This window comes from Planococcus salinarum (assembly GCF_007004625.1).
GTDB classification, from domain to species: Bacteria; Bacillota; Bacilli; order Bacillales_A; family Planococcaceae; genus Planococcus; species Planococcus salinarum.
In genome coordinates this window covers 14179-27385 of record NZ_VIFV01000024.1, presented here as the reverse complement: position 1 = coordinate 27385, position 13207 = coordinate 14179, and the positions used below count along the sequence as shown (strand labels likewise).

The window sequence follows — 13207 nt, the reverse complement described above, 5'->3', positions numbered from 1 at the left end:
AACGACAGGATATGATTATTATAGAAGGAAGCCCGATACTTTCGGGCTTCCTTCTGCTGTTTGTTGCGTTTGGCGGGAGAGTTTGTTTAAATTGAATATGTAAGCGTTTCTAAATAATCCAAAATAATACGTACATATTGCAGAGGGGGCACAAAGAATGAAACCGATTTTTGGTTCTGCGAAAGAAGCAGTTGAACAAATTCAGGACGGCGCCACAATCATGGTCGGCGGTTTTGGTCTCGTAGGTATTCCGGAACAGCTGATTTTGGCATTGGTGGATAAAGGGGTAACAGACCTGACGATCATTTCCAACAACTGTGGAGTTGACGAATGGGGCCTCGGCTTGCTGCTGAAAAACAAACAAATTAAAAAAATGATCGGCTCTTATGTCGGCGAAAACAAAGAATTCGAACGCCAGGTATTGTCTGGTGAAATCGAAGTGGAATTGACGCCGCAAGGCACGCTTGCCGAGAAAATGCGCGCAGGCGGAGCCGGCATTCCGGCATTCTTCACGCCAGCCGGTGTGGGCACAACCGTTGCGGAAGGCAAGGAAATCCGCGAATTCGACGGCAAGGAACATGTGCTGGAGCATGCTTTAAAAGCTGACTTTGCACTTGTGCGCGCTGCAAAAGCGGATAAAATGGGCAACCTCGTCTACAACAAAACCGCGCAAAACTTCAACCCGTTGGCAGCTGCCGCCGGCAAATTCACGATTGCGGAAGTGGAAGAAATCGTTGAGACTGGCGATATCGACCCGAACCATGTACAGACACCGAGCATCTACGTACAGGGACTTCTGCAGGCAAAACAGGAAAAACGCATTGAACGTTTAACGACGAAAAAAGCTTAGGAAGGAGTGGAAACCTATGGATAAACAAATGGTAAGAGAAAGAATCGCAAGACGCGCAGAAAAAGAAATTCATGACGGCGATTACGTCAACCTGGGCATCGGAATGCCGACCCTGGTGGCGAACTTCATTTCAGATAATAAATCGGTTGTGCTGCAATCGGAAAATGGTTTGCTCGGGATTGGACCTTATCCGACAGAGGACGAAGTGGATCCGGACCTGATCAATGCCGGCAAAGAAACGGTAACGACCATTCCAGGTTCCGCTTTCTTCACGAGCGCTGAATCGTTTGCGATGATCCGCGGCGGGCACATTGATGTGGCCATCCTTGGCGGCATGGAAGTTGCCGAAAACGGAGATCTGGCCAACTGGATGATTCCCGGCAAAATGATCAAAGGCATGGGCGGCGCGATGGACCTGGTGCACGGGGCCAAAAAGGTCATCGTCATCATGGATCACGTGTCAAAAGACGGATCCGCAAAAATCAAGAAGCAATGCGATCTTCCATTGACCGGCAAAGCTGTCGTCAATAAAATCATCACGGAACGTGCAGTGATCGAAGTGACGGAGCAGGGGCTGGTGCTGTCCGAAGTGTTCGAAGGCTTCTCTGTTCAGGATGTCGTTGATTCCACAGACGCGCCGCTGAACACCGATAACGTCAAAGTATCCTGAGCTATTGCCAAAAATCGGCGGCTCAGCTAAAATAAGATGTAATAGCAAATGACAGTGATGAGGATCAGTAAACCGCAGTTTATTCCCCCAGAGAGCCGGCGTAAGGTGCAAGCCGGTGGATAAAACGGTTGAACTCGCCTTGGAGTCGTGCATGTGAACCCTGTAATGTGCACCGTTTTCCGCGTTAAGGAATCAAGTTGGGCGAGCAATCGCTAATTTGGGTGGTACCGCGGGTGATTCCCGTCCCTTATTTTTATAAGGGGCGGGAATTTTTTATTTTCGGATAAAAATTAAATACTTTTTTACGTTGATAATGCTTTAAAAGGAGCGGGTATTTATCCAGACTCCAGCTGCCCAGCTCTTCGGGTCATAAGTCAGCCCAGCTGCGTGACATAGACCGTCACTATGCCGATCTCCCTTATGCCTTTCAGAGCTTAACGGGCGCTTGCGCTATTATTTTGAGGAGGAAAAGACTATGACATTCAAGCACAAAACGATCGAAAAGAAATGGCAGAAACATTGGGAACAGAATAAAACCTTCAAATTGGAAACGGATTTCAGCAAGCCGAAATTTTACGCGCTGGACATGTTCCCGTATCCATCAGGCGCCGGACTCCACGTCGGCCATCCCGAAGGCTACACAGCGACGGATATCTTGAGCCGTGTGAAACGCATGCAGGGTTTTGATGTATTGCATCCGATGGGCTGGGACGCGTTCGGCCTGCCCGCTGAGCAATATGCGCTGGATACCGGCAACGACCCGGCGGAATTCACAGCGAAAAACATCGCGACGTTCAAACGCCAGATCCAGGAACTCGGCTTTTCTTATGACTGGGACCGCGAAATCAATACGACCGATCCGAAGTATTATAAATGGACGCAGTGGATCTTTATACAGCTTTACAATAAAGGCCTTGCCTATGTGGATGAAGTCGCAGTCAACTGGTGTCCGGCACTGGGTACGGTTCTTGCAAACGAAGAAGTGATCGACGGTTTGTCGGAGCGCGGCGGCCATCCGGTTGAACGCCGGCCGATGCGCCAATGGGTGCTGCGCATTACGGAATATGCAGACCGTTTATTGGAAGATTTGAATGACCTGGACTGGCCGGAAAGCCTGAAAGACATGCAGCGGAACTGGATCGGCAAATCCGAAGGGGCAGAGCTCGAATTCCAGGTGGACGGCAACGGCCATTCATTCCGCGCATTTACGACACGTCCCGATACGATTTTCGGTGCAACCTATGCGGTGTTGGCGCCGGAACATAAATTGGTGGCGTCCGTGACGACCGCCGAGCAAAAAGAGGCTGTTGAAAAATACATTGACGATGTAAAAACGAAGAGTGACCTTGAGCGTACGGACCTCGCGAAATCGAAGTCCGGCGTGTTCACAGGCGCTTACGCCATCAATCCGGCAAGCGGCGACAAGATGCCGATCTGGATTGCCGATTATGTATTGGCAACTTACGGAACAGGTGCCATCATGGCGGTTCCGGCGCACGATGAGCGCGATTACGAATTTGCTAAACAATTCGATTTGCCGATTGTGGAAGTAGTGTCCGGCGGCAATATTGAAGAAGAAGCGTATGCAGGCGATGGCGAATTGATCAACTCAGGTTTCCTGAACGGCTTGAATAAAAACGAAGCGATTGCCACAGCGATCGACTGGTTGGTCGACAAAGGTGTCGGCGAGAAGAAAATCACGTACCGCCTGCGCGACTGGCTGTTCAGCCGCCAACGTTATTGGGGAGAGCCGATTCCAATCATCCACTGGGAAGACGGCACGATGACGCCTGTTGATGACAAAGACTTGCCGGTGGTACTGCCGGTGACAACGGACATCAAGCCGAGTGGCACGGGTGAATCGCCGCTTGCCAATATCGAAGAATGGCTGAATGTCGTGCATCCGGAAACGGGCATGAGGGGCCGCCGCGAAACAAATACGATGCCGCAATGGGCAGGAAGCTGCTGGTACTACCTGCGCTATATCGATACGGAAAATGATGAAGCGATTGCCGATCCGGAATTGCTGAAGCATTGGCTGCCGGTTGATGTCTATATCGGCGGAGCCGAGCATGCGGTGCTGCATTTATTGTATGCGCGCTTCTGGCACAAAGTTTTATATGATATTGGTGTGGTACCAACGAAGGAGCCGTTCCAGAAATTGTTCAACCAGGGAATGATCCTGGGCGAGGGCAATGAAAAAATGTCTAAGTCCAAAGGCAATGTCGTCAATCCGGACCAGATCATCGAAAGCCACGGAGCGGATACGCTGCGCCTTTACGAAATGTTCATGGGACCGCTTGACGCCTCAATCGCCTGGTCGACAAACGGATTGGAAGGGGCGCGCCGCTTCCTGGACCGCGTCTGGCGTCTGTTCATCGACGAAGAGCAATTGAGCTCGAAAATCGTCGGCAAAAACGATGGCAAACTGGAAAAAATCTATCACCAGACAGTCAAAAAAGTGACGGATGATTTCGAAGGGCTGCGATTCAATACCGCAATTTCGCAGATGATGGTCTTTATCAATGAAGGCTATAAAGCGGACACGATTCCAAAAGAATACGTTGAAGGCTTTGTGAAATTGCTTTCCCCGATTGCGCCGCACGTGGCGGAAGAGCTGTGGGAGAAATTGGGCCATACAAAAACGATCACGTATGCACAGTGGCCGACTTATGATGAATCGAAAATGGTCGACGATGAAGTGGAAATTGTTGTGCAGGTCAACGGCAAAGTGAGAACGAAGATGGTAGTGGCGAAAGACATTTCGAAAGAAGACTTGGAAGCGGCAGCGTTGGCGGATGAAAACATCCAAAAAGCAGCGGAAGGCAAACAGGTCCGCAAAGTGATTGCGATTCCAGGCAAATTGGTGAATGTGGTAATAGCATAAGTTTTATAACGGAGTTTCAGCTTTTGGGCTGGGACTCCGGTTTTTATTGGGTGAATATGGTAATTGGATATAGGATTATCCCTCCGGATAGTATTTGGTCCCATCCGGACAGTATTTTTGGTTTGCGGACAGTATTTTAGTCGTTCCGGACAGTATTTCAGTTCTGCGGATAGTGAGTCCAAAAATTGGAAATTAAAATCGATCTAACTTTGAATAAAGCATAAAAAAACCCTTCGCAAACTCATGCGAAGGGTTTTCTCTATATTATAGTTGTTTTGCAAAGTCCGCTGCGCTTCTGCCGGCAACATTGCCGGTGACGAGGGCGGACGTGATATTATAGCCGCCTGTGTAGCCGTGGATGTCGAGGATTTCTCCGCAAAAGTAAAGGCCGGGCTTTTTGCGGGACGCCATCGTCTTCGGTTCGATTTCCTTGATGGAAACGCCACCGCCGGTGACAAACGCTTTTTCAATTGATTGTGTGCCGGTGACGTCCATCGTGAAGGCGGTAAGTTGAGCAGCCATGGCCCGCACTTTGTCGCTGGCAAGTTCTGCGCCGGTGATTGATGGGTCGATGCCTGCACGGTCCAGCAGGAACAGCAGCCAGCGTTCCTGCGCCAGACTCTTCCATACATTTTTGACAGCTTTTTTCGGCTCTTCCTTCATCATTTTTATGAGAAGCTGGAACGCCGATTCGGCATTTTCGTCCGGCATCGAGTTGATGCGCATCTCCACCGGAACGCCGCCGTTTTTCTTCATTTCTTTGACGACATATTGGCTGCAGCGCAGAATTGCAGGGCCGCTCAAGCCGAAATGGGTGAACAGCATGTCCATCTGATGGGTCACCAGGACTTTTCCTTTTTTATTCAACACGGAAACAGCAACGTCGCGGAGAGCCAGCCCCTGCAGATCGCGGCCGACGATGAAAGGTTCTTTGGACAGCAGCGGCACTTCGGTCGGATACAAGTCGGTTACCGTGTGGCCGGCTTTTTCCGCCCAGGGATAGCCGTCTCCGGTGGATCCCGTTTGCGGAACGGCTTTGCCGCCGACCGCGACGACAATCGCTTTTGCGGTATATTCTTCACCGGTATGCAGGCGTACTCCGGTCACACCTTCCTCAGTCATCAATAATTTCTTAACCGGGGCATCGCGCATAACTTCGACGCCAAGCCGGTCCATTTCGGCGAACATCGCATCTGCCACATCCTGTGCCCGATTCGAGACAGGGAACATGCGGCCATGATCTTCTTCTTTTAATGCTACACCAAGCCCTTCGAAAAAGGTGATGATGTCTTCATTATTGAATACGGAAAACGGGCTGTGGAGGAACCGGCCGTTGCCGGGTATGTGTTTCACAATTTCGTCAAGTGAGAGGCGGTTGGTCACATTGCAGCGCCCGCCACCGGATATGATAAGCTTCTTGCCAAGCTTTTTGCCTTTTTCAATCAACAGGACCTTTTGGTTACGTGAAGCGGCGGCGATGGAGGCCATCAGACCAGAGGGACCCCCGCCGATGATAATAACGTCATACATAATAGATAGAACTCGCTTTCGTTTTTAATTTGTCTAAAATAGAACGCCTTCCAGAGTTGGACAGGCACTTAGGCTTTTCTATTGTCCAGACTCCAACTGCCCAGCTCTTCGGGTCATAAGCCGTCTCAGCTATGCGGCAAAGGGCGCCGCGCCGCTGATTCCTCTTATGCCTTTCAGAGCTTAACGGGCGTTGTCGCTTTTCTTTAGTATACACGATGCTTCAAAATCCGTTGAGTAATTCCTTTTATAAGTGTAAACTATCGTGTAGATTGTTTTTTTTATCAAGAATTAGTCAGGAAGTGTAAAATGTCAACGTTAATCAAAGGAACTGCCATTTTAACACTGGGCATGTTTATATCCAAAGTGCTCGGCGTCATTTATATCATCCCCTTCTACAGTCTTGTGGGATCAGACAATATCGGTCTTTATCAATACGCTTATATTCCATATACACTGATGCTGGCAGTCGCAATTTCCGGGGCACCGTTGGCATTCTCGAAATTTGTCGCCAAATATAACAGCCTTGGCGATTATGAAACCGGCAGGAAGCTGCTCCGGTCGGGCCTTTTGACGATGCTGGTCACCGGCTTTATCGGCTTTCTGTTGATGTACATAGCAGCAGAACCGCTTGCCAAAGTGACTATTTCAGAAAAAGAGGAAATTTACTCGGTGGAAGACGTCACTTCCGCCATCCGCTGGGTCAGTTTTGCACTGATTATCGTTCCTTTCATGAGTTTATGGAGAGGTTTTTTCCAGGGCTATAATTATATGATGCCGACAGCTGTTTCACAATTGGTGGAACAAATCGTGCGTATCGTCTTCCTGCTCGGAAGTGCCTATCTTGTTATCAATGTATTCGGCGGCTCAGTAATGACAGCCATCCAATTTGCGGTCCTGTCTGCTACGGTGGGAGCCCTTGGCGGTGTTGTCGTTCTCTTTTATTACTGGAGAAAGAAGAAGCCGGAATATAACCAGTTGCGCCAAAACTCAATTGAGTCCTATGATGTGGGTCTGCGTGATATGTACCGGGAGATTTTAACGTATGCCATACCACTTGTATTCCTTGGAATTGCAAATCCATTGTTCCAGTTCGTCGATCTACTGACATTCAACCGGGCGATGGATGCTGCAGGCAACCTGTCGGAAACCGATTTGCTGGGGATTTTAAATTTGACGGCGCATAAGCTTGTCATGATTCCTGTCATGCTCGCAACCGGTTTTTCCATGGCTTTGATTCCACTGATAACCAAGTATTTCACAAAAAATGAACATGAGGCTCTGACGAGAACACTTGACAAGTCGTTTCAGGCAATCATTTTTCTCACACTGCCTGCAGTTGTCGGCATGGCGTTGCTGTCGGATGAGCTGTACCATCTGTTTTACGAGAACAGTGAAATAGGCTCTGAAATTCTCGCGCATTACTTGCCGGCAGCAATACTGTTTGCGTTATTTCCTGTAACAGCATCAATCCTGCAGGGGATCAATCAGCAAAAATGGATCATCCTTAATTTATTGACGGGGCTGTTGCTGAAATTGTCCCTGAATATACCATTGATCAAACTGTTTGAAACGGACGGTGCCATTGCGGCAACCATCATCGGCTATTCGGCGGCCATCGCCATGAATATCGGTGTCATCATCGTAACAATGCAATATCGTTCAGCGCTCGTAGTGCGCCGAATCTTCTTTATTGTTTTGATGAATGCTGTAATGGCGGTGGTCGTTTTACTGACATTAGCAGGTCTTGATCTGTTTATCGGAATGGAGAGTAAAATTCAGTCAATCATCCGGATATTGATTGTCGGAGGAATTGGAGGAGCTGTGTACGGCTTCATCTCTCTCCGCACAGGCATTGCCCAGAAACTTTTCGGCGAACGTCTGACGAAATACACCAGGAAATTCGGTCTTTAGGAGGCACTATGCGAATAGATAAATTTTTATCGAATATGGGTTTCGGTTCCCGAAAAGACGTTAAAATTCTTTTGAAATCGAAGACTGTGGAAGTGAACGGCGAAGTCATCCGTGATGCAAAACAGCATGTGGACGAAGTGGCTGATACAGTGACAGTAGCGGGTGAAGAAGTTGAATACGCGGAATTCATCTACCTGATGATGAATAAACCCCCGGGCGTCATTTCCGCCACTGAAGATAAATATGACGAAACCGTCATCGATCTGCTCGGAGAAGGAGAAAGGCATTTTGAACCGTTTCCGGTGGGCAGACTCGATAAGGACACCGAAGGCTTGCTGCTGCTGACAAATGACGGCAAACTGGCACATGAATTGCTGTCACCGAAAAAGCATGTGGCGAAAACCTATTACGCGCGGATCGAAGGACATGTGACAGAGGAAGACGGCGAGGCTTTCAAGAGCGGTGTGGTCCTGGACGACGGCTATCAAACGAAAGAAGCTTTTTTGAAAATCCTGCAAAGCGGTGCTGAATCAGAAATAGAGCTGACAATCACGGAAGGCAAATTCCATCAGGTCAAACGCATGTTTGAAAGTGTCGGCAAAGAGGTCGTCTACCTGAAACGCCTGTCGATGGGGTCGCTCGAATTGGATCCGGAGCTGGACTTGGGCGAATACCGTTATTTGACGGAAGAAGAACTAACTGGATTGAAAGAGAAAAAATGACCGCGGATGCGGTCATTTTTTGGTTGCAGAACTATTTTTCTGGTGTCCAGACTCCGGCGGCCCAGCTCTTCGGATCATAAGCCGACTCAGCTGCATGGCACAGAACGCCATTTCGCTGATTCGTCTTATGCCTTTCAGAGGCCCGCAGGAAGCGGGTCAGTTAACCGTTGCGACAGGATGTCGCGTTCTTAGGTTAACATCTGCTATTGGGCGCCGTCGCTTTTCTTCTCTAAGATGTCATTCTCACTTTTTTTTGCGTCGTTGTCCATTTGCCCCGACTTGGACTTGTCACCAAATCGTTAAAGGCTAACACATTCAAATCTCTTTGAATGGTGCGAGGAGTGATGCCGAATTCATCGACTAAATCTTGCGTAGTTACAGTCCCGTTTTCGAGGATGTACTTATACATGTCTTTAATTCGAATGAGCATGCGATCCGTAGTAGGTTTCATAAAAGAGAACCACTCCTTCATCTTTTTTCCCGTTGGCAAAGACTAGCGGACGAGCTGCCGGGGTATACCCGGCCGGTTTTTTTCAAGTGTTTGAGACATCCCCCTAAAAAATATCTGCCAGTCGGATTTATCTGACAATTTGATTATATCGAAAAAATAATGATTTATCCATGATTATATTTTATTTTACTTAAATTTACATTTTCCTAAGAAAATGTTTCGGTGGGAAAATTATCAGAAATTTAACCGGTATTTCTTTTAAATTGTCTAAAAAGGTGTACAATGGTGGTAATAAAAGCGGGGTGTATATATGGATTGGCAGCTGGAAGCGGAAAAGAGGAAGGAAAGTATGCTGAAGGAATTGCAGGAGTTGATTGCGATTCCAAGTGTGCTGAATACAGACGCAACAGCGGATGCGCCTTTTGGCAAAGAAGTGAAAAGGGCATTGGACTGGTTTTTGGACAAAGGCCGTGAAAACGGCTATCAGGTTAAAAATGTCGACAATATTGCCGGGCATCTTGAAATCGGGCAGGGAGAGGAACTCCTTGGCATCCTTGGCCATGTTGACGTGGTGCCGACCGGGGAAGGATGGACGAAAGATCCTTTTGGCGGCGTTATCGAAGACGGCAAATTATTCGGACGGGGCGCGATTGACGACAAAGGGCCGACGATTGCGGCTTGGACAGCTTTGAATATGGTCAAAGACGCGGGGTATGAATTCGATAAACGCGTGAGGCTGATCATCGGGACGGATGAGGAAAGCGGGTTCCGCTGCGTTGAAAATTATTTTCAAAAAGAAGAAATGCCGACGATGGCGTTTGCGCCGGATGCAGATTTTCCGATCATCAATGCGGAAAAAGGAATTGCCGGTTTGGTGTTTTCTCAGGTATTTTCGGGTAAAGAAGACCAATTGATCACTTTCAGGTCTGGCGACCGGACCAATATGGTTCCGGATCTGGCAGAAGCCACGGTTGAAGGCCGTTCGGCTGACTGGAAGCCCGATTTTGAAGTTTTTGCAAATCAACATGGCCTGCAAACTGCACTGGAAGAGAGTGGTGATGCCGTCAAATTGACGGTCCATGGCAAAGCGGCCCACGCAATGGAACCGGATGATGGCCTGAACGCCGGTGTGATGCTGGCATTGTTTCTGAAAGACCATCTCACTGGAGACGGCCAGGTTTTTACAGAATTTATTGCGGATAAGTTTTATGGAGATACACGCGGCCGCGCACTGAATCTGCAATTTTCGGATGAAGCTTCCGGCGATACGACGTTCAATGCCGGCATCATGCGTTTTAAAAAAGCACAGGGGGGAACCGTCGAAGTAAGTATGCGTTATTCGATTTCCTGTCCGTTTGATGAAAAAGTGGAAGCGATTCAGGTGGAAGGGTTTTCGGTGAATGTAAATTCCAATTCCCACCCCCATTACGTGGACGCGGATGATCCGTTCATCAGGACATTGCAGGATGCCTATGAAAAACAGACCGGCGAGAAAGCGGAGCTGCTGGCAATCGGCGGCGGCACCTATGCCAGGGTGATGGAAAAAGGCGTTGCTTTCGGTATGCTGTTTCCGGGCGAAAAGGATGTTGCCCATCAGCTGGATGAATTTGTAGATATCAAAAACCTGGTGAAGGCCACAGCGATTTACGCCGAAGCGATCAGCCAACTGGCCTGCAGGAAAAAATAATATTATTCCAGATTTAATTGATTTTTATATCCCCAATGATTTATGGCTGAAATGACTATTACAGAAGCGAAAGAAGGAATGGATATGGAATGGATCTTACACAACGAAGAGTTTATTCAGGAAGATGAGCTGAAGATATCAAAAGAGGACCGGGGATATCAATTTGGCGATGGGATCTACGAAGTGATCCGTGTGTACGGTGGAAATCTGTATACAGCGAAGGAACATATCGACCGATTTTATGAAAGCGCTGAAAAAGTCAAAATTCTGGTTCCGTATACAAAAGATGTGTTTCATAAATTGATGTACGACCTGGTGGAAAAAAACGAAATCACCAACGGTCAGGTATATGTGCAAATAACACGCGGCTCCTTTGTGCGGCAGCACCAGTTCCCGGACAGCAGTTCTCCGGTAGTGGTCGCTTATACAAAGACGGTCGAACGGCCGGTGGAGTTGATGCAAAACGGCGCACGTGCCAAGTTCATCGAAGATATGCGCTGGCTCAGATGTGATATCAAGAGCCTCAACCTGCTGGGGAATGTCATGGCCAAACAGGAAGCTTACGACTATGGTTGTTTTGAGGCTGTTTTGCACCGCGGCGAACTTATTACGGAAGGGTCCTCTTCCAATATGTACGGCATAAAAAATAATACCCTGTATACGCATCCTGCAACGAACCTTATTTTGGATGGTATAACAAGAAGAACAATTTTGGCGCTTTGTGAGGAGCTTGCAATTGAGGTTCAGCAAACACCGATGACAAAAGACCAGGCGCTCCAAATGGACGAGTTCTTCATGTCATCGACAACTGCAGAAATTATCCCCTTGGTCGAGATTGATGGCTTCAAAATAGGAAATGGCACGCGTGGTGTCAAAACTGAAAAGCTTCAGAAGGCTTTTGAGGCAAAATTGAACTTGGGCGTTAAAATTTAATCCCGTTCCAGATGAAAACAGTGCCCGGCAGACGCCGGGCACTGTTTTTTTGCTTGCACATAAATGGTAAACTGTTAACAGGTGATAAAAATGGCAAACCATTATTTTATTGGCATAAAAATTCCTCTGCCGGAAGCGCGGTCGCTGGTGGAACAGCGGGATTCCTGGAATCTGTCGAGCCATAAACGCTACCCGGCTGCAGAGGACCTGCACATAACGCTGGTGTTCATCGGCGCGGATCCGGAAGGGGAAATCAGGGCTGTCGAACAAGCTTTGCAGAATATAGCTCACTCTCCCTTTGATCTGAAGATTACCGGGACAGGCTACTTCGGGAAAAAGGAAAGACCGGGAGTAGTCTATGCAGCGGTGGAGGAAAGTGAATCATTGAATGGACTGCAGGATAAGATAATGACAGCGCTCAAGGATTTCAATTTGACTCCGGATACCAAACCATTTGTTCCGCACATCACTATCGCGAATAAGTGGGCCGGGAAAGATAAATGGACTGAAATTCCGGCATTCGGACCCGGGCACTTCAGTGTAGAGGATTTCAGTTTGTTCCGGATTGAACCGAACAGTACACCACGCTATGTGGCAATAAAAACTTATAAATTGAAAGATGGCGTGTAAGTGCGTCAATGGGCGAGGTCTAATGAGAACAATTTTTGTTATTAATCCGGTGGCCGGTAATGGTAATTCAATGAAGAAATGGCTGAAGTTCAAAAAAACGGTCCACTTTCCTTTTGAACTTGCGGTCAGCCGATCGAGTGGACATGCCACCGTGCTTGTTCGGGAACTGCGAAATTCACCGTCTCCGGTTTTAGTAATCGGTTTTGGCGGCGATGGTACGCTTCGGGAAGTGATTGAAGGGGCTGCCGGCACACCCCAATTGATAGTGGGCTCCGTTGCAGCAGGTTCAGGCAATGACTTTGGCCGGGGCTTCCATTCTTTTGCGGATGCAGAAGAAATCGCGGCTTTTTTGGAAAATCCCACAAGCAGTCCTAAAGATCTTGGCGAATTTATTGACGAGGTGCCTTATCATTTCGTCAGCAGTTCGGGCATTGGTTTTGACGCCGAGATTTCGGTGCTGGTCAATCGTTCCAAGGTCAAGCACTGGCTGAATAAAATTGGCCTTGGCAAGCTGGTCTATATGGTTTATGTAATCACGACACTGTTGCGGTTCCGGTTGTTCCGCTTGACGGTTGAACAGGAAGGCGAGATGGTCGAATACGATAATGTATGGTTCGCCACCGTCAGCAATCAGCCATATTTTGGCGGAGGCATGAAAATTTCCCCGCATTCCGTGACGGACGATGGCGTGCTCGAGCTGACCGTCGTCAACTGGCTTTCCCGATTGAAACTGCTCCTCGTTTTTGGTACGGTATTCAGCGGGAAGCATTTGCGATTCAAAGAAGTCCACCAGCTGAAAGGCACTGCATTTTCATTGACGGCTGACCGGCCGGTTTACCGCCATGTGGACGGCGACAGCGCCGGACGCACCCCCGAAGGTCGCAGTATCAGCTATACTGTCAGTAAGAGCGATTGGCATTCTGTAAATAAATGATG

General features: G+C 48.3%; 11 protein-coding genes and 1 other annotated feature. Of the genes, 9 read left to right on the top strand and 2 right to left on the bottom strand.

Annotated features, from left to right (window positions below; translation table 11 throughout):
• The first annotated feature begins 157 nt into the window (after positions 1 to 157).
• From DIJ65_RS12460 to leuS, 3 genes are all read left to right on the top strand, one after another.
• Positions 158 to 850: a CoA transferase subunit A gene (locus DIJ65_RS12460; RefSeq protein WP_071152481.1), complete on the top strand. Its 693-nt coding sequence runs from the start codon at positions 158 to 160 to the stop codon at positions 848 to 850.
• A gap of 16 nt (positions 851 to 866) precedes the next feature.
• On the top strand, positions 867 to 1520 hold the full coding sequence (locus DIJ65_RS12455) for a 3-oxoacid CoA-transferase subunit B (protein ID WP_071152482.1): 654 nt from the start codon (positions 867 to 869) through the stop codon (positions 1518 to 1520).
• A 45-nt stretch (positions 1521 to 1565) separates the two neighbouring features.
• Positions 1566 to 1771: a binding site (T-box leader), on the top strand.
• Between the two features lie 224 nt (positions 1772 to 1995).
• On the top strand, positions 1996 to 4407 hold the full coding sequence (leuS, locus tag DIJ65_RS12450) for a leucine--tRNA ligase (RefSeq protein ID WP_117302787.1): 2412 nt from the start codon (positions 1996 to 1998) through the stop codon (positions 4405 to 4407).
• 264 nt (positions 4408 to 4671) lie between these two features.
• Here leuS and DIJ65_RS12445 read toward each other — a convergent pair whose 3' ends face one another.
• On the bottom strand, positions 4672 to 5937 hold the full coding sequence (locus tag DIJ65_RS12445; protein WP_117302785.1) for a BaiN/RdsA family NAD(P)/FAD-dependent oxidoreductase: 1266 nt from the start codon (positions 5935 to 5937) through the stop codon (positions 4672 to 4674).
• A gap of 306 nt (positions 5938 to 6243) precedes the next feature.
• Between DIJ65_RS12445 and DIJ65_RS12440 the strand changes: the two genes are divergently transcribed.
• On the top strand, positions 6244 to 7848 hold the full coding sequence (locus tag DIJ65_RS12440; RefSeq protein WP_117302784.1) for a putative polysaccharide biosynthesis protein: 1605 nt from the start codon (positions 6244 to 6246) through the stop codon (positions 7846 to 7848).
• A gap of 8 nt (positions 7849 to 7856) precedes the next feature.
• Positions 7857 to 8570, top strand: coding sequence for a pseudouridine synthase (locus DIJ65_RS12435; protein ID WP_117302782.1), 714 nt, complete (start codon positions 7857 to 7859; stop codon positions 8568 to 8570).
• Positions 8571 to 8799: 229 nt separating this feature from the next.
• Here DIJ65_RS12435 and DIJ65_RS12430 read toward each other — a convergent pair whose 3' ends face one another.
• A complete protein-coding gene (locus tag DIJ65_RS12430; RefSeq protein WP_117302781.1) occupies positions 8800 to 9021 on the bottom strand; it encodes a DeoR family transcriptional regulator in 222 nt (73 codons plus the stop codon).
• Between the two features lie 310 nt (positions 9022 to 9331).
• On the opposite strand from DIJ65_RS12430, the gene pepV reads away from it, so the two are divergent.
• The 4 genes from pepV (at position 9332) to DIJ65_RS12410 (ending at position 13205) form a co-directional block, all read left to right on the top strand.
• The gene (pepV, locus tag DIJ65_RS12425) at positions 9332 to 10708 is read left to right on the top strand and encodes a dipeptidase PepV (RefSeq protein WP_117302779.1); all 1377 of its coding nucleotides are present in this window, start codon (positions 9332 to 9334) and stop codon (positions 10706 to 10708) included.
• An 84-nt stretch (positions 10709 to 10792) separates the two neighbouring features.
• Positions 10793 to 11641, top strand: a complete 849-nt coding sequence (dat, locus tag DIJ65_RS12420; protein WP_117302777.1) for a D-amino-acid transaminase — start codon at positions 10793 to 10795, stop codon at positions 11639 to 11641.
• A 90-nt stretch (positions 11642 to 11731) separates the two neighbouring features.
• On the top strand, positions 11732 to 12271 hold the full coding sequence (gene thpR, locus DIJ65_RS12415; protein ID WP_071152180.1) for an RNA 2',3'-cyclic phosphodiesterase: 540 nt from the start codon (positions 11732 to 11734) through the stop codon (positions 12269 to 12271).
• 22 nt (positions 12272 to 12293) lie between these two features.
• Positions 12294 to 13205 carry a diacylglycerol/lipid kinase family protein gene (locus DIJ65_RS12410; protein ID WP_071152181.1) on the top strand — a complete coding sequence of 304 codons (912 nt, stop codon included), beginning with the start codon at positions 12294 to 12296 and terminating at the stop codon, positions 13203 to 13205.
• The last annotated feature ends 2 nt before the right edge of the window (positions 13206 to 13207 follow it).

Coding starts and splice junctions, on each gene's coding strand:
- DIJ65_RS12445 (WP_117302785.1), bottom strand. CDS start 5,937: ATGTATGACGTTATTATCATCGGCGGGGGTCCCTCTGGTCTGATGGCC.
- DIJ65_RS12440 (WP_117302784.1), top strand. CDS start 6,244: ATGTCAACGTTAATCAAAGGAACTGCCATTTTAACACTGGGCATGTTT.
- dat (WP_117302777.1), top strand. CDS start 10,793: ATGGAATGGATCTTACACAACGAAGAGTTTATTCAGGAAGATGAGCTG.
- DIJ65_RS12435 (WP_117302782.1), top strand. CDS start 7,857: ATGCGAATAGATAAATTTTTATCGAATATGGGTTTCGGTTCCCGAAAA.
- DIJ65_RS12410 (WP_071152181.1), top strand. CDS start 12,294: ATGAGAACAATTTTTGTTATTAATCCGGTGGCCGGTAATGGTAATTCA.
- DIJ65_RS12430 (WP_117302781.1), bottom strand. CDS start 9,021: ATGAAACCTACTACGGATCGCATGCTCATTCGAATTAAAGACATGTAT.
- DIJ65_RS12460 (WP_071152481.1), top strand. CDS start 158: ATGAAACCGATTTTTGGTTCTGCGAAAGAAGCAGTTGAACAAATTCAG.
- pepV (WP_117302779.1), top strand. CDS start 9,332: ATGGATTGGCAGCTGGAAGCGGAAAAGAGGAAGGAAAGTATGCTGAAG.
- thpR (WP_071152180.1), top strand. CDS start 11,732: ATGGCAAACCATTATTTTATTGGCATAAAAATTCCTCTGCCGGAAGCG.
- leuS (WP_117302787.1), top strand. CDS start 1,996: ATGACATTCAAGCACAAAACGATCGAAAAGAAATGGCAGAAACATTGG.
- DIJ65_RS12455 (WP_071152482.1), top strand. CDS start 867: ATGGATAAACAAATGGTAAGAGAAAGAATCGCAAGACGCGCAGAAAAA.